Source organism: Polyangiaceae bacterium, assembly GCA_015075635.1.
Taxonomy (GTDB): domain Bacteria; phylum Myxococcota_A; class Polyangia; order Polyangiales; family Polyangiaceae; genus JADJKB01.
Genome location: JABTUA010000001.1, coordinates 3,598,066 through 3,614,261, shown reverse-complemented (window position 1 = coordinate 3,614,261; position 16,196 = coordinate 3,598,066). Strand labels below are relative to the sequence as shown.

11 protein-coding genes are annotated in these 16,196 nt (G+C 74.8%); all 11 read right to left on the bottom strand.

What is annotated here, in order from left to right; translation table 11 throughout:
* Nucleotides 1-1,480: BatD family protein (locus HS104_16325; protein ID MBE7481533.1), on the bottom strand; the 1,480-nt coding region annotated here is incomplete at its 3' end.
* A gap of 2 nt (nt 1,481-1,482) precedes the next feature.
* Complete coding sequence (locus HS104_16320; GenBank protein ID MBE7481532.1) at nt 1,483-3,882, bottom strand: hypothetical protein; 2,400 nt, start codon at nt 3,880-3,882, stop codon at nt 1,483-1,485.
* Nucleotides 3,879-4,916, bottom strand: coding sequence for a VWA domain-containing protein (locus tag HS104_16315; GenBank protein MBE7481531.1), 1,038 nt, complete (start codon nt 4,914-4,916; stop codon nt 3,879-3,881). The genes HS104_16320 and HS104_16315 overlap by 4 nt, the downstream gene beginning before the upstream one ends.
* A complete protein-coding gene (locus tag HS104_16310; GenBank protein ID MBE7481530.1) occupies nt 4,913-5,941 on the bottom strand; it encodes a VWA domain-containing protein in 1,029 nt (342 codons plus the stop codon). Before HS104_16310 ends, HS104_16315 begins: the two co-directional genes overlap by 4 nt.
* Complete coding sequence (locus HS104_16305) at nt 5,938-6,963, bottom strand: hypothetical protein (GenBank protein MBE7481529.1); 1,026 nt, start codon at nt 6,961-6,963, stop codon at nt 5,938-5,940. The genes HS104_16310 and HS104_16305 overlap by 4 nt, the downstream gene beginning before the upstream one ends.
* Entirely contained in the window at nt 6,960-7,937 is a 978-nt protein-coding gene (locus tag HS104_16300) for a DUF58 domain-containing protein (protein ID MBE7481528.1), read from the bottom strand. The genes HS104_16305 and HS104_16300 overlap by 4 nt, the downstream gene beginning before the upstream one ends.
* Before the next feature lie 25 nt (nt 7,938-7,962).
* A complete protein-coding gene (locus HS104_16295; GenBank protein ID MBE7481527.1) occupies nt 7,963-8,946 on the bottom strand; it encodes an AAA family ATPase in 984 nt (327 codons plus the stop codon).
* Nucleotides 8,947-9,305: 359 nt separating this feature from the next.
* Entirely contained in the window at nt 9,306-9,962 is a 657-nt protein-coding gene (locus tag HS104_16290; GenBank protein MBE7481526.1) for a hypothetical protein, read from the bottom strand.
* Complete coding sequence (locus HS104_16285) at nt 9,943-10,965, bottom strand: hypothetical protein (protein MBE7481525.1); 1,023 nt, start codon at nt 10,963-10,965, stop codon at nt 9,943-9,945. Before HS104_16285 ends, HS104_16290 begins: the two co-directional genes overlap by 20 nt.
* Entirely contained in the window at nt 10,880-11,467 is a 588-nt protein-coding gene (locus HS104_16280) for a hypothetical protein (protein ID MBE7481524.1), read from the bottom strand. The genes HS104_16285 and HS104_16280 overlap by 86 nt, the downstream gene beginning before the upstream one ends.
* Complete coding sequence (locus HS104_16275) at nt 11,464-16,167, bottom strand: tetratricopeptide repeat protein (GenBank protein ID MBE7481523.1); 4,704 nt, start codon at nt 16,165-16,167, stop codon at nt 11,464-11,466. Before HS104_16275 ends, HS104_16280 begins: the two co-directional genes overlap by 4 nt.
* Nucleotides 16,168-16,196: the final 29 nt, after the last annotated feature.

Genomic DNA, 16,196 nt, shown 5'->3' with positions numbered 1-16,196 from the left:
CGAGCGGCGCCAGGTAGAGCAGCGCGACCAGGGTCCACAGCACGCCGCGCGACAGCGGCGCGCCGGCGCCGCCCGGCGGCGACAGCGCGAGCTCGACCCCGACCAGCGCCAGCTCGTCGGGCTCGGCCCCGCCGCCGTCCCCGCCGCCCGCGGCGCGGCTCGTGCTCGACGGCCTGCCGCCCACGACCTGGGCCGCGCCCACGACGGCGCCGCCCTTGACCGAGAGCGCGATCGGCTCGCTGTGGATGGTCTGGTAGGTCGAGCGCACCGGATCGAAGTACGAGAACGCGAGCGCCGGCACCGCCGTGGCGTCGGCGCCCACCACCTGCACCGCCACCCGGAAGATCTTGGTCAGGCCGTCCTCGGCCAGCTCGCCCACCGGCGCGTCGGCCGGCACCACGAACTGGCTGCGCGGCAGCATGCCCGGCGCGTCGAGCGGAGGCAGGCCGACGCCGTCGAGACGCTGGTCGCTCCGGATCGCGATCTCGAGCTCCACCGGCTCGCCGAGCTGGACCACCGAGCGGCTGGCGCGCACCCCGATCGAGAACGACGCGCCGACCGCGCCGCCGAAGCTCGCCGGCTTGCCGGTCTCGGGCAGGGGCCGCACCTCCAGGGTGCGGGCCTGGTCGCTGGCGCGGAAGAGCTCGGTGCGCGCCGCCGGGAAGCCGAACGCGTCCCGCCCCATGCCGGTCTGCAGCCGGGCGACCACGGTCGCGGGCGGGATGGCGACGGTCCCGGGCCGCAGCGGGGTGGCCAGGACGCGGAAGGTGAACCGCTCGTAGGACACGCCGTCGCGCTCGACCTGATCCTGGGTGTAGCCCAGGGTGAGGTCGCGGCCGCCGGCGGGGAAGGCCAGGACCTGGCGCGGGTTGACCGGCGGTGGCACCGAGATCGCGAAGACGTCCTCGAGAGACAGGAGCGGCACCGAGAGGGTCTGGTCCTGCGGGTCGCGGCGGAGGAGCCACGCGATGTCGACCGGGACCGTCTCGCCAACGTAGATCGGGCGCCCGGGGAAGAGCACCTCGAGCGCCATGTCCTTGGTCGCCGGCAGATCGGCGACCCGCAGGCGCGCGCTGGCCACCACCACCTGCGACCCGGCCTGCGCCACCTTGACCTCGGGCAGCGTGTAGGTGCCGCCCCGGGCGACGTCCATGCGGTAGCGCAGCACCCAGGTGCCGCTGCCCTGATCGATGCGCTGGCCGTTGATGATGACCGTGGGAGCGGCGCGCAGCTCGACGCCCATGGGCGTGATCGTCGCGCCGGGTACGGTGATGGCGGGCGCGGTCGGCTGCGGCTGCTCGGCCAGGCCCTCGACGACGATCGCGAGCAGGAAGGGCTGACCGGCGTAGGCCTCGCCGCCGAGCTGGTAGCGTGCCTGCGGCGGCGCCGCCTGGGCCGCCGCCGGGCGCCACGCCGCGGGCGCGCTCGTGAGGACGACGGCAGCGAGGGCGGTGGCGGCAGCGAACGCGAGGGCGCGCATGGTCACCAGTCCCGGTCGACGGGCTCGGACGGCAGGCGCTGCCGCTCGCGCCGCTCGCGCTCGCGCTGGGCCTCGCGCTCGCGCACCTGCTGGAGCCGGCGCTGGGCCTCGTCCTTGCTCTGCTGCTGCTGTTGCTGTTGCTGTTGTTGCTGCTGGTCCTGCTGCTGCTGGTCCTGCTGCTGCGGCGGCGGTTGTTGCTGCTGGTCCCGTTGCTGCTGCGGCGGCTGGAGCAGTCGCAGCGCGTTCTCCAGGTGCTCGAGCGCCTTGCCCTGGGCGTCGAGCGCCGGCGACAGGTCGAAGCTCATGGTGGCGGTGGGGTCGGCGGCGCGCGACAAGGTGTCGCTCGCATCATGCATCGTCCCGAGCGCGTTGCGCACCTCGCCGGCCGCCTCGCGCAGCGCCTTGGGGTCCGGACCGCCGGCCCCCGCGGCCGGACCGGGCTCGGCCTGCGCCGCGGCGTCGGCCTGGGCGGCGAGGGCCTGGGCGATGGCGTCGGCCGCGCGCGCGTGCTCGCCCTCGCGCTCGACCAGCCCCGGCAGGAGCGGCTTGCGGGCGAGGTCGTCCTGGCCGACCGCGACCGCGGTCCGATCCCAGGTCTCGCCCTGATCGCGGACCAGCCGCTTCAGGTGCTCGATCACCGAGAAGAAGAGCTGCTGGAGCTCCTCGAGCTTCCGGTGCGCGGTGGTCGCCGACTCGAGCGCGGGCGCGCCCTTGCCTCCGCCGGCCACGGCCCGGAGCGCCTCGAGCGCGACCAGGGCCTCGGCGCGCAGCACCTCCGCGCGCGCGTACAGCGCCGCGGCCTGCTCGGCCTCGGCCTGGGCCGCCTGGGCCTGAGGATCCGCGGGATCCGGCGCCGCGCCGCCCGCGCCGCCCGCGCCCGCCTGCGCCGACGCGGCCAGGGTCGCGATCATCTCCTGCATGCGCTCGACGCGGGCGTGGTTGCGGGTCACGCCATCGCCGACGACGCGGGCGCGATCGGCCGGCGACAGCGCGGCGTCGCCCTCGGCCGGCGGCGTCAACGCCGCCACCACCTGGCCCTGCTCGGCGAGGGCGAGGTCGACGAGGCCGCGGAGGTCGAGGAAGACCTCGATCGCCCGCGCCATCGCCGCCAGCGCCTCGCGCTGGGCGACGAGCCCGCCCTTCACGTCGCCGCCGCGCAGCGCCTCGGTGGCGCGCATCATCGCGCCGCTCGCCTCCTCGACCGCGGGCAGGGCCTGGACGATGAGCGCGCGCAGCCGCGCCCGCTCGGCCGCCTGTGGATCGTCGCCCGCGCCGCCCGCGGCGCTCGCCCCGGGCCCCCCCGCGGCGTCGTCGGCCTGGGCGCCCGCGGCGAGCCGGGCCTTGACCTCCTCGAGGCGCGCCCGCAGGTCGAGCTGACGGCCGCCGAGGCGCACCGGCTCCATCCACGCCGGCAAGGACGGCGGCGCCGCGCCGAGCCGGACGCCGCCCCGCGCCTCGTCGACCGCGGCGGCGTGACCGGCCAGCTCGAGCTGATCGGCGGCGACCCCGCGCAGCACCGTGACCGGATCGAGGAGCTGCTCGCGCGCACGCTTGAGCGCCTCCAGCGCGCCCTCGGTCCGCCGGTAGGCCAGCTCGCCCTGCAGCTCGGCCAGGTTGCGACGGGCGTCGGTCATCTCCTTGCGCGCGTCCTGCACGTAGAGGTCGAGGTTCTTGAGCTGGACCAGCCGCGCCTGCTCCTCGTCGCTGCGCTGGGCCTCGGCCTTGCCGCCGATGGCGGTGATCTCGTCACCGGCCAGGTCGGCGACCACGCCGGCGTCGGCCGCCACCACGCGCTGCCGGGTGGCGGCGGCCTCGAACGCGTCCCGGTCGGCCAGCGGATCGGCGCCGGCGCCGCGCGCGTCCTGGGCCTGCCACAACCCGCGCACCTGGTCGCGCAGCGCGCGCTCGCCGGCGATGAGCTGCTCCAGGCGGCGCTCGAGCCCGCGCTCGCCGCGGTTGAGCTCGTCGACCATGGCCAGGACCCGGGCCTGCACCCGCTCGAGGTTGGCGCGGGCCTCGGCGTCGTCGGGCGCGAGGCGCAGGGCGTCGGAGAACCAGGTCGCCGCGTCCTGGTAGGCGTCGATCGCGGCCTCGAGATCGCGCTCGGGCCCGTCGGCGGCGGCGGCCTCGCCGCGGCGGGCGTGGGCGAGGCCGAGGTTGTAGGCCGCGCGCAGCCGGAGCTCGGGGTCGCCGCTGGCGTCGCCGCGGGCCTCGAGGAAGGCGGCGACCGCGTCGTCGACCTTGCCCTCGGCCAGGGCGGTCAGGCCCTGGTTGTAGCGAACCCGCGCCGGCCGCTCGGGGCCCTCGGCGCACCCGCCGAGCAGCGCCAGCGCCAGCGCCAGCGCCACGGCCGTCCACGTCCGCAGGACGCGCCGCGCCGCCCGCGACCGACGAGCGCTCACGACTCCCTCCCGGTGTAGGCGCCGACCGCGAGCGCGCCGAGCAGCGCGGCCAGGGCCAGCGCCACCATCCACGGGTAGCGCTCGGCCGGCACCACCCGCAGGGTGCGATCGGCCTCGGCGCGCAGGATCGGCTTGATGTGCTCGCGCACGATCGACTCCAGGTCGAGGGCCGAGGTGCCAGCGGGGACGTAGGCGCCGCCGGTCAGGAGCGCCATCCGCCGCAGGGTGTCGCCGTCGAGGCGCGAGATCACCGGCCGGTCGTCGTGCATGACCTGGGTGCGGGCGCCGGTGCGCGGGTCGGTGACGGTGATCGGCGAGCCCTCCTCCGAGCCGAGCCCGACCGCGATGATGCGCACGTCCTCGGCCTTGGCCAGACCGGCGGCGGCCAGCGGATCGCTCTCGTGATCCTCGCCGTCGGTGATGAGCACGATCAGCTTGGCGCCGCGGCCGGTGGGGAACGAGCGCACCGCGAGGCGCACCGCGTCGCCGATGCGGGTGCCGCCGCGCGACACGGTGCGGGTGTCGACGCCGCGCAGCGCCAGGTTGAAGAACGCGTGATCGGGCGTGAGCGGGCACAGGGTGACGGCGCGACCGGCGAACGCGACCAGGCCCAGGCGCTGGCCGCCGAGCTGCTTGACCATGCCGGCGATCTCCGCCCGCGCCCGCGCCAGGCGGTTGGGCGCCACGTCCTCGGCCAGCATGCTCTTCGACACGTCGAGGACGATGACGACGTCGGCGGCCACCCGCGAGCTCAGGACGGTCTCGCCGCTGGCCTCCGAGCGCGGCCGCATCAGCGCCAGCACGCACGCGAACAGCGCCACCGTGACCAGGGCCAGCCGCACCGCCGTCCGCGTCGCCGACGGCCGGGTCACCAGCCGGCGCTGCATGAGCGGGGACAGGAAGCGGCCGAGCGCGTCGCGCCGCTGCCACTCGAGCACCGCCAGGCCGGCGACCAGCGCCAGCACGCCCCACAGCAGGTGCACGCGGTCGCGGTGCAGCCAGTCCCAGTCGGGCCAGGGCACGAGGTCCATCACGGCAGCCTCCGCAGCACGGTCCCGCGCAGGAGCAGCGCGGCCGCCACCGCCGCCATCGCCAGGGCCACGAACCAGCCGTAGTGCTGGTCGTACTCGAAGAACTTCACCTCGTCGATCGCGCTGCGCTCGAGCCGGTCGATCTCCTGGTAGACCCGGCGCAGGCCGTCGCCGTCGGTGGCGCGGAAGTAGGCGCCGCCGGCGCGCTCGGCGATCGCGCGCAGGGTCTCCTCGTCGATCTCGACCCGCACCGAGCGCAGCCGCTCGCCGCCGGTGAAGGGATCGGCGACGCGGATCGGGGCCATGCCGTTGGTCCCGGCGCCCACGGTGTAGACCCGGACCCCGGCGTCGCGGGCCAGCTCGGCGGCGGCCAGCGGGGTGATCTCGCCGGCGTTGGACACGCCGTCGGTGAGGACGATGGCCACCTTGCTGCGCGTCGGCGCCTCGGCCAGGCGCTCGACCGCCAGCGCCAGGCCCTCGCCGACCGCGGTGCCGTCCTCTCGCTCCTCGGTGACGAGCTCGAGCGCGCGCGCCGCCGCCACCAGGTTGGCGTGATCGATCGTCAGCGGGCTCCGGGTGTCGGCGTAGCGCGCGAACGAGACCAGGCCGATCGCGTCGTCGGGGCGGCCGCGCAGGCCGCCGCCGCCGAGCACGAACTGCTCGAAGACCTCCTTGACGACGTCGAGGCGGGTGCGCTCGCGATCGCGCTCGGACAGGTCGAGGGCGCCCATCGTGCTCGAGAGGTCGATGACCATCGCGATCGCGATGCCCTCGGTGCGGACCCGGCTGTCGCGCTGCCCCTCGCGCGGCCCGGCCAGGGCCACCGCCAGGGCGAGGATCGCGATCGCGATCAGGAGCTCGGGCAGCCAGGCCAGGCGCGTGCGCCAGGTCGCGGCCCGCGGCAGGGCGCCGACCGACGAGTACACGACGCGGCCGGCGGCGCGGTGCGCCCACCACACCGCCGGGATCACGGCGAGCGCGGCCAGCAGGTACCACGGGTGCTGGAGCTCGACGCCGAGCACGGTCATGGTCGTCGGCCTCCGTGGCCGCCACCGGCGACCTCGGCCTGGGGCCGGGTGTCGGTGACGAAGGTGCGGGCGACGGCCAGGGTCTCCAGCGACTCGCCGGCGTCGGGCCGGTAGCCGGCGAACTTGACGCGGTCACAGCGGGCCAGGAACCCGGTCAGGTGATCGCGGTGCGCGGTCGCCAGGCCCGCGGCGCGCCGCGCCTCCTGCAGGAACTCCTCGGTGGTGAGCTCGGGAGCGCGCACGCCGAAGCGGCCCTCGACGTAGGCGCGGACGATCCCCGACAGCTCGACGAACCAGGCGTCGGCGGCGCCGGCGTCGGGCGCGCCGCGGGCGGCCAGGGCCTCGAGCCGGCGCATGGCCTCGTCGAAGGCCGACACCCGGACCTGGCGCGCGCGGCGACGGCGCCAGGTCATCAGGCCGAGCCCGCCGAGCGCGAGCGCGCCGGCCGCCAGCAGCGGCGCGATCAGGTGGAGCGGCACGGCGCGGACCGTGGCGCGGGCGGACAGCGCCGGGCGCGGACCGGCCAGGGCCTCGCCGGCCCGCGCCGGATCGACCGGGGCCACCGTGATCGGCACCTCCTCGGTGAGGACCTCGTCGTCGCCGACCCTCACCCGCAGCGGCGGCACCCGGAACTTGCCGCTGCCCGGCGCCTCCAGGGTGTAGGTCTGCTCCTCGACCACGGTCCCGTCGTCGCGGCGCTGCCGGGACGGGGTCCAGCCGACGACCCGCAGCCGGCCCAGCGCCTCGTCGGAGAACGGCGCCGTCACCTCGGGCGCGCCCGGCGACCGCTCGAGGGTCAGCCGCAGGTAGATCGGATCGCCCAGCCGCGGCTCGCCCGGCCACACCCGCACCGAGGCCCGCACCTGGCCGTGCTCGGTGACCCGCGCCTCGACGTCGGCCGGCGGCTCCAGGCGCGGCACCCGCGGCGCCCCGTCACCGCCGTCGCCGCACCCGCCGGCGCCGCCCGCGGCGACCACACCGGCGGCGACGGTGGCGACGATCAGGCGGCCGCGCGCGCTCATCGCCGCGCCCTCCGCTGGCGCTCGCGAAAGAAGCGCAGGAGCGGGTCCACCACCGAGCCCTGGGCGTCGAGGCGCACCAGGTCGACGCCGCTCGCCGACAGCTCGTCCTCGAGGCGATCGAGGCGGGCCCGGGCGTCGGCCGCGACCCGCTCGCGGTAATCCGGCGAGCGGGTGTCGACCAGCCGCGTGTCGCCGGTCTCGGCGTCCTCGAGCGTGACCAGCCCCGCCGGCACCAGCTCGAGCTCGCGCGGGTCGGTGACCGCCACCGCCACCACGTCGTGCTTGCGGTTGGCGTGGCGCAGCACGTCGAGGTAGCCCTCGTCGAGGAAGTCGCTGATCAGGAAGACCACCGCCCGCCGCGGCAGCACCTGGCGGCAGACCTCGAGGGCGGCGGCGATGCTGGTCGACCGCCGCGCCTCGCGCCGGCTGGTCTCGTCGAGTCGCCGGAACCACGCCCACAGCCGGCGCGGGATCTCGGCCGGGTTCCAGCGCGCCCGCGCCCGCGGCGGCTCGTGGCCGCGGGCGAAGACCTCGCGGATGATGCGCAGCGCGTGCTTGTCGCCCTTGCGCGGCGGGATGAAGGTGTCGGCGCCGCCGTGGAACAGCAACAGGCCGACCTTGTCGCCGTTGCCGACCGCCGACAGCGCGAGCAGCGCGCACAGCTCGACCGCGGCCTCGAGCTTGCTGCGCCGGCCCGAGCCGAAATCCTGCGACTGGCTGATGTCGCACAGCAGCATGACCGTCAGCTCGCGCTCCTCGACGTAGCGCTTGACGTGGGGCTCGCCGGTGCGGGCGGTGACGTTCCAGTCGATCGAGCGCACGTCGTCGCCGGGCACGTAGGGGCGGACCTCGTCGAACTCCATGCCGCGTCCCTTGAAGACCGACAGGTACGCGCCGGCCATCACGCTGGCGACCTGGCGACCGGTCACGAACTGGATGCGCTTGACCTCGCGCGCGAGCTCGGCGGGCAACACGGCTTGTCTCGTCGGCGCGGTCGGCTCAGGGCACCGGGACGTTCTCGAGCACCTGGGCGATCAGGTGATCGGACGTCTTGCCCTGGGCCTCGGCCTCGTAGCTGGGCAGGATGCGGTGGCGGAGCACGTCGACGGCGATGCTCTTGACGTCGTGGGGGCTGACGTAGGTGCGGCCGCCCAGCACCGCCGCCGCCTTGGCCACCTTGATCAGCGCGATCGAGCCTCGCACCGAGGCGCCGTTGTCGATGAGGGTGGCCAGGTTGCCGAGGCCGGCGGCCCGGGGATCGCGGGTGGCGGCCACCAGGTCGACGGCGTAGCGCTTGACCTTGTCGTCGACGAAGACATGGCGGACGACGTCGCGGGCCGCCAGGAGCTCGTCGCAGGTCATGACCTGCTCGGCCCGCGGCTCGCCGCCGGCGCCGGCCATGCGGTCGAGGATCTTGACCTCGTCCTCGCGGCCGGGGTAGCCGACCTTGACCTTGAGCATGAAGCGATCGAGCTGGGCCTCGGGCAGCGGGTAGGTGCCCTCCTGCTCGATCGGGTTCTGGGTGGCCAGGACCAGGAACGGCTCGGCGAGCTTGAAGGTGTGCTCGCCGATCGTGACCTGGCGCTCCTGCATGGCCTCGAGCAGCGCCGACTGGACCTTGGCCGGGGCCCGGTTGATCTCGTCGGCGAGGATGAAGTTGCCGAACACCGGCCCCTTCTTGACCGAGTACGTGCCCTCGCGCGGGTTGAAGACCTGGGTGCCGATGACGTCGCCCGGCAGCATGTCGGGCGTGAACTGGATGCGCGAGAAGGTCCCGTCCAGGGCCTCGGCCAGGGTGCGGATGACCAGGGTCTTGGCCAGGCCGGGCACGCCCTCGAGCAGGACGTGGCCGCCGGCCAGGAGGCCGAGCAGGAGGCGCTGGACCATGTCGTCCTGGCCCACCAGCACCTTGCCGATCTCGGCCTTGAGCGCGGCGAAGCGACCCTGATAACGAGCGACGTCCTCGGACTGACGATCAGACATACGGCCTCGAAAGCACGGTGGATTCTGCGGCTGTGTAAGGCGGCTCGGCCGCCGTGTCAACCGGGCCGGCGCCGGCGCTATTCCCGGGGCGCGGACGGGGTGCGAGCGGGGGCCGAACCCGAACCCGAGCCCGGATCCGAATCCGAACCCGGATCCGAATCCGAACCCGAACCCGAACCCGAACCCGAACCCGAATCCGTATCCCGAACCCGAACCCGAACCCGAATCCGTATCCCGAACCCGAGCCCGGACCCGAATCCGAACCCGAACCCGAACCCGAACCCGAGCCCGAACCCGAACCCGAACCCGAGCCCGAACCCGAACCCGAATCCGAACCCGAATCCGTATCCAACCCCGCGTCAGAAGTCGCGGGCGAGGCCGACCCCGGTCTGGACCACCGCGCCGTCCACCGGCACGTCGCCGTGGATCGTCCGGTGGACGGACAGCTCGGGCACCAGGTGCCAGCAGCCACCGAACGACCAGCTCAGGTTGACGAAGGCGCCCGCCAGGAGGCCGGTGGCGTGACCGCCGGCCGCCGGCAGGTAGAGCGAGGCCGTGACCACCGGCCCGAACGACCACGCGCGGCGCGGCGAGGTGCGACGGGTGATGGCGGCGGTGGCGCGCGCGTGTCCGGACAGTGCGTCGGGCAGCGAGCCGCGCCCGGTCGTGCGCACGCCGCCGAGCGCCCCCAGCGCCGCCACCGACCAACCGGCGGCGGTGGCGTGGAGACGATGGCGCACGCTGGCCTCGACGCCGAGGGCGTAGAGCTTGAGCCCGACGTCGGTGCCGGCGCCGACGCCGCGGCGGGCCGCGACCTCGACGTGGAGGCTCGGGGTGCGCGTGTCGCCGGGGTGGTCGGCGAAGGCGCCGGCGCCCAGCGCGGCCGCGCCCTGCCAGCGCCCGCGTGGCAGCGGCTCGGCGGACTGGTAGGTGGTGTACGAGCCGCAGCCGGCGAGCGCGAGCGCGAGCGCGGCGGCGGTGAGCCTCGCCGGGGCTTCAGGGCCGGGGGTGGGCATCGAAGAAGTCCAGGATGACCTCGTTGCCGAAGTCGCGGGTGACGCGGCCGATGCGATCGGTGCCGAGGTAGCTCCAGCCCGACGGCCAGGTGTGGCCGCCCAGCACCATGACGATGTCCTCGGTGGCCGCGGCGCAGCCGGCGCGGACGCGGCGGAAGGCGGTGACGCCATCGCCGGGATCGGCGTCGGGGAGGGACTGCTCGCTGGTCGGCCCCGCACAGCCGTTGCGCGCCGCCCAGCCCGCCATCGTCTCGTCGACCGAGGTCTTGCGGCCCTCCTGCTCGAGGCAGCCGCCGGTGCCGCCCGCGAACGGCCAGCACGGATCGTCGGTGCCATGGATGTGGAGCACCGGCATCGCGCCGCATGCCCCGCCGCCGTCGGCGTGCTGGTTGGCGCCCCCCACCGGCGCGATCGCCGCGATCACCTGGGGCCGCTCGCAGCCGAGGCGATGGGCCATGGCGCCGCCGTTGGACAGGCCGGTGGCGTGGACGCGCCGCGGATCGACCGGGATGGCGCGCCCGACCTCGATCAGGAGGTCGTCGGTGTAGCCGAGGTCGTCGATGCCCTGGGCGCAGGCGGCGCCGCTGGCGCAGTACGCCCCCGGCCCGCCGCCACCGCCGTTCCAGGTGCGGACGTCGCGCAGCGGCCGCCCGCCGGTGCCGTCGGGGGAGACCACGGCGTAGCCGCGGGCGGTGGCCATGGTGTCGAGGCAGCCAGGGCCGCCCAGCTCGCCGCCGGCGCAGGTGACCCGCTGCGCGCCCTCGCGATTGCCGCCGCCGCCGTGGTACGCGATGACGAGCGGCAGCGGCGTGACGCCGTCCCACGCCGCCGGCACGGCGAGATCGAAGCCGCGATCGACGTGCCCGGGCACCTGGCAGCTCACGCGCGCCCCGGGCCCGACGAGGATCGCGCCGCAGTCATCGAGGAAGTCGGGGCGACAGCCGACCGCGCCGGCGACGAGGGCGGCGACGCCGGTGAGCCCGAGCGAGCCGAGGCGCGGCACCCGTCCAGTACACACCAGGTGGCGGAGCGCGCCTAGCCCGAACACCGCGGTCCCGTCGTGGGCGCGGCGGCGCGGCCGGCGGGGCCGCGAGCGGCGGCGGGGCACTGATGGGCGGGGCGTCGCTCAGCAGCGCGTCGACCTCGTCGAGACCTGGTGCGGACGCTGGCGGCGGCACGTTCACCGGCGCCGCCGCCGGAGCGACGTGACCGACTACTGCGGCGAGCGTGACCTCGTCGGGGCTCCACGCGCGCGTGTCGGGCTCGAACAGCTTGTCGGCGTCCGCGGTCGGAGCGGGCTCGGCGGGTGCCGGAGTCTCGGCGATCGGCGCCGGCGCGCTCGGGCGCGGCTCGTCCGACAAGAGCGAGTCGAGCAATGCGTCCGGCTCGAAATCGAGATCACCCAGCTCTTCGCCGATGCTGCGCGCGCTCGCGCTCCGGCCCGCGCCGGTCACACCCGGCGCCGGCGGTTTGCCCTTCGCCTTGGGGTCTTCAGGGTTGCTCATCGGACTCCCATTCCGAGCTGCTCGCGCAACGTCAGGTAGGTGGGCGACAGCACGAACGAGAGGAGCCGCGCCGTGCGCTCTTGGGCCTCCATCGAAGCTCCCAAGTGACCGCGCGGCTGTCCGGCGGAAGAGAGCACCCACGACACGTCACCCGCGGCGATCGCGGCGAGGCGATCGAGGCTCGAAGTGGCTGCTCGAACCCAGCCGATCGGGTCTTGCCCGCTGCCGGCTGCTCTTAGGCAGAGCTCCGGCAGGATCTTCTTCACCTTGCGCGAGACCTCCTTGCCGAGCACTCGCGAGAACTCGCCGAGCATCGCGTACTGCGGCGACGGCATCTCGTAGCCGCCGATGCGGCACGTCGCGACGATGAGGGCGGCGACGTCGGTCGCGTCGCGATGGCGGAGGATGGTCGTACCGCGCCCGACAGCGAACAGCTCGCGCGCCAGCGCCTGCCGGTGCAGTGGCGAGAGCGGCGCTTGGACGCCGCGCCCGACGACGACCGCGGGCACCTCGCTCCCCACGCCGAAGATGCCCTGATCGTCGGGGCCGCCGACGTAGAGCTCGAAGTCTCCTATGCCGAGCGCGCCGGCCCACGCCGCGACCTCGTTGCGGACCGGCAGGCCGGCGCGCGGATCGACGCGGTCCCTCTTGCCCACGCCGAAGGTCGCCAGGTTCGGTCCGATGGCCTCGGCGAAAGTGGTCGCCATGGCTGCCACCAACTCGGGGATGGGGCCGCCGTCCTCCGGGTCGCACAGATCGGGCAGCGCCCGTGGATCGATGGCGATCTGCGGCACCCGAGCGACCCGCTGGTCGAGCACGGAGAGCTCGCGATCGATCTCCGGCGACCCCTCGCCCAGCGCCACCAACGCGCCGAGAGCCGCCTGCCGGAGCGGCGCGTTGTTGGCGCGGGCCGCGATGCGTGCCAGGCGATCGACGCGTTCGGCGTCCAGGGGCTCGCGAGTGAGCGTGGCGACCAGCGCGCGTTGTCCCTGCGCGAGAAGCGGACCCTCGGCGTCGGGAGAGAGCGCTCCGGAGAGCACCAGGTCGAGCGCCTCGCCGTCACCCGGCGACTCGCTGAGCAGGCGGGTCACGGCGTTGCCCGCCCCACTGGGGTCTCCCAGGCGGTCCCGGTGGATCACCATCGCCAGGCGCGCCGCCTCGACACGGCCCTCTGGCTTGTCGCGCTCGGTCATCAGCTGCTCGAGCACTTCGGTGGCCTTCTGCCAGGCCTGGGCCTTGGCCGCCGCGCGCGCGAGCCGCTCGCGCACCGGGAGCGTCGACAAGCCCGAGCGGTAGAGCCCGTCCAGGACCGCCAGAGCCTTCTCGATCTCTCCCAGCTTGTTCTCGTAGATGTCGACCGCGGCCACGCCGCTCATCAAGCGTTGCTTCACCGGCGCTTCGCTCAGCGTCGACAGGCGCGCCAGCTTCTCTGCTGCCTCCGCCAGCTTGCCGCTGGTGAGGTAGATCTCTCCGGAGAGGGCCAGTGCCCCGACGTGGTCCGGCTCGAGCAGCGTGACGTTCTCGAGCGCCGCGAGCGCGCCATCCCGGTCGCCAGCTTCTCGCAGCACGCGTGCGCGTTCCCAATACAGCTTGGCGATCTCGTCTGGATCCTCGGCCACATCGAGGCGCAGCGTGATGAGCTCGAGGAGCCGCGCTGCGTCCTTGCGCGCGCGCACCAGCCGGAACAGCTTGTCGAAGGCCTTGAAGCGACCGATGTCGCGCGCGATGGCCCGGGACAGCGCGAACTCCCCGCGCGCCGTGTCGTTCAGCTCGTCGATCAGGATGAACGCCGACTCCTCCCAGAGCTCGGCGCCGCGTGCGTCGTCGCTGACGGCGTCTCCCAGCGCCGCCGACGCCTCCGCGACCGTGGTTCGCTCGCCCATGAGCTCGGCGGTGACGCGCAGCCCTTCCCAGCCGATCAGCTCTTCCGGATGAGCCTCCACGACGGCGCGGAAGGCCTCGAGGGCAGCATCGGCCTCGCCGGCGACGAGCAGGTTCCAGCCCGCGAGCGCGCGGACGAGAGCCGTGCTCTCCTCGCCGAAGGCGCCTTCGACGCCCGCCAGCGCCCGCGCGCGTCGCCGCGGGTCCGAGCCTGGGGGAGCCAGCTCGACGTTCGCCAGGCGGGCACTCTCGGCCTCGTCCTCGAGCAACGGATCGCCTTCGGTGCCGCTGAGCAGCGAGACGATGGCGGCGCTCGCGCGCAAGGCCGCGGCAGGGCCCGGCGGCAGGCGATCGGCGAGCGCGCGACGAGCTTCGACCTCCGCCTTGGTGTCCCCGGCCGCGACCGCGGCGGCCAGCCACTCGAGCGCCGGCGCGACGTTCGGATCGGCGTCGGCCCAGCGCGTGGCCGTCTCGAGCCGGCGCGCTGTGTCCACCGGCCCGCGCTCCAGCTCCGCCACGTGGGCCGCGGCAGCGGCGACCGCGCCCGCCGCGCCCCCGAAGGTCGCGACGCCGTCGAGCGCGTCCTGCCGCTGGTCGGGCGGCGCGACCAGCGCGCGAGCCAAGAGCCCTGCGTCTCGGATCTCCTGCTCCTCTGCGGCCGCGACCAGGTCGAGCGCCTCGAGCGCGGCGCGCTCGTCACCCGAAGCGCCTACCTCCAGGCCGAAGCGCTCGAGCGCCTCCGCCCCGCTGATCGAGTCTTCGTCGCTGCCGAGCGCGCGGCGTCGCGCCTCGATGGAGTCGGGCTCCGCGGCGCGCAGCGCCCAGCCCAGAATGGGCCCTCCCGCCGCGGGAGCACGCTCGGCGCCTCGCGCGAATGCTTCGACCGCCTGCTTCCGCTCGCCGCCCTGCCAGAACAAGATCCCGGCCTCGAGGTCCATGCTCGCCGCGAGCTCGGCGTCGGTCACGGCCGCGGCGCTGGCGCGCAAGGCTTCTGCCGCGAGCACCGGTTTCTCGCGCTTGCGCGCCAGGGCTGCCAGCGCCGCCGCCGCCGCCGCGTTGCTCGGGTCGTCGGCGTGCAGCGCGCCGAGTTGCTCCACGGCGTCTGCCTCGCGAGCGCCGAGCAACGCGCGCATCGCCATGGCCGTCCTGAGCGCGCCGCCGGTGCGCGGGTCCGGCGCGAGCGTGGCCAGCGTCGCCAGAGCCGCTTCGGCGTCGCCGTCCGAGGCGCCGGTGGCCAGGGGGAGCGCGAAGGCGCGAAGCACGGCGCCCAACCAGCGGCCCTGGTCGAGCTCGCACAGTGAACCGAACGCGGCGCGGGCGTGCTCCAGATCACCCCGCAAGAGGCGCAGCCGTCCGAGCTCGAACCACAGGCCGGTGAGCTCGTTCTCACTGGCGTGAGCCGCGATCAGGCGACGCGTGGCCTCCTCGTACCAAGCCCCGTCACCCGAGAGCGCCGCCAGCAGGCGTGCGACCCGCGCGACGGTCAGCGGCGGCGCGCCGTACATGCCGGCCTGGGAGAGCGCCGCCTTCGCGCCCGAGACGTCTTTGCCGAGCCTCGTCCAGGTGTCGGCTGCGAGCAAGAAGTAGCGCGCCTTCGCGGCGTCGCTGCCCATCAGCTCCGCGGTGGCTTCGAGGGACGACGCCAGGCCCTGCGCGTCGGTGCCCGGGTCGAGCAGGTCGAGCTCGAGCACGCGGGCGGGGATGCTCGCAGGGTCTTCGCCGAGCGCCTTCCGGACGGCATCGAGCGCCGCGCCGAGGTCACCCTGGCTCGCCGCAGACTCCGCGATGCGCAGCCAGAGCGCGGCGGCGATGCCGCCTTTCGCGCCGCCGTCGAGGGCGCGCCTGGCGAGCTCCGCGGCCTTCTGCGTGTCACCGGTGGCTTCGGCGGCGACAAGGCGAGCGTGGGCGAGCGCAGGCTCGTTCTCGACCCGCGTCAGCGCCTGATCCAAGAGCGCCGCCGCGTCTCCGAGCTCGCCGCGCCGTCGGTGCGCGTCGGCGGCGCGCAACCAGGCGTCCACGGCATGCGCGCTGGTGCGCGCGTAGTGCGGAACCCCCAGCGAGTCGGCCGTCGCGGGGTCGGTGGCGCTCCGCTGCAAGAGGGCCGCTTGCGCTTCGAGAGCGCGCGCGGCGACGTCGAAGCGCTCGGTGCGTTTGCCGATGAGCTCGAGCGCGCGGAGCGCCGGGTAGGTCGCTTCGCCCTTCTGCTCGATGGCGCGCTCGACGCGCTCGATGGCGGTGCTGCTGTCGCCGTCGGCGAGGGCCAGCTCGGCCGCGTCGATGAGCAGTAGTGAGCGCCATGTCGGGTGCTGGCACAGATCGGCTCGTGAGCCGAGGGCACGTGCGCGCAGCTCGACGTCACCGAGCTTGCCCGCGAGCGCTTCGAGCGCGAGGTACACGGCGGAGTCGTCCGGTTTCTCTTCCGCTGCCTCCTCCAGCACTGCTCTGGCAGCGTCCGGGTCCACCTCGACATCCGCGAGGTGGGCGGCTCGCTCCATCAACGCGCGCACGCGCTCCTCGGCGCCTTCGGCGACCTGAGCCGAGCGCTCGAGGAGCTTGCCCAAGTTCTTGCTCGAACCGCTCCTCTGGATGATCTGAATCAGGCGCTCGAGCGGCTCGTGGAACTCCGGCTCCGAGTTGACCGCGTCGAGTTGGTCGCGCGCAGCGGCGCTGCTGTCGCCGCTCCGCTCTTCGAGCACGGCGATCTCGTGCATGAGGATGGCGCGAGTGACGTCGCTCTCCGCGCTCTCGTGCTCGGCACGCAACCGGCTGAGCTCGCTCTGGAGCCGCTCTTCCGAATCGAGTTGTAGCTGGCTGGACATCGACGAGGGCGGACGGAGTTACTCTTACC

Bases quoted from the DNA above. Each gene is read 5' to 3' on its own strand.
- HS104_16310 (MBE7481530.1), bottom strand. From the start codon at position 5,941: ATGACCGTGCTCGGCGTCGAGCTCCAGCACCCGTGGTACCTGCTGGCC.
- HS104_16305 (MBE7481529.1), bottom strand. From the start codon at position 6,963: ATGAGCGCGCGCGGCCGCCTGATCGTCGCCACCGTCGCCGCCGGTGTG.
- HS104_16295 (MBE7481527.1), bottom strand. From the start codon at position 8,946: ATGTCTGATCGTCAGTCCGAGGACGTCGCTCGTTATCAGGGTCGCTTC.
- HS104_16290 (MBE7481526.1), bottom strand. From the start codon at position 9,962: ATGCCCACCCCCGGCCCTGAAGCCCCGGCGAGGCTCACCGCCGCCGCG.
- HS104_16280 (MBE7481524.1), bottom strand. From the start codon at position 11,467: ATGAGCAACCCTGAAGACCCCAAGGCGAAGGGCAAACCGCCGGCGCCG.
- HS104_16275 (MBE7481523.1), bottom strand. From the start codon at position 16,167: ATGTCCAGCCAGCTACAACTCGATTCGGAAGAGCGGCTCCAGAGCGAG.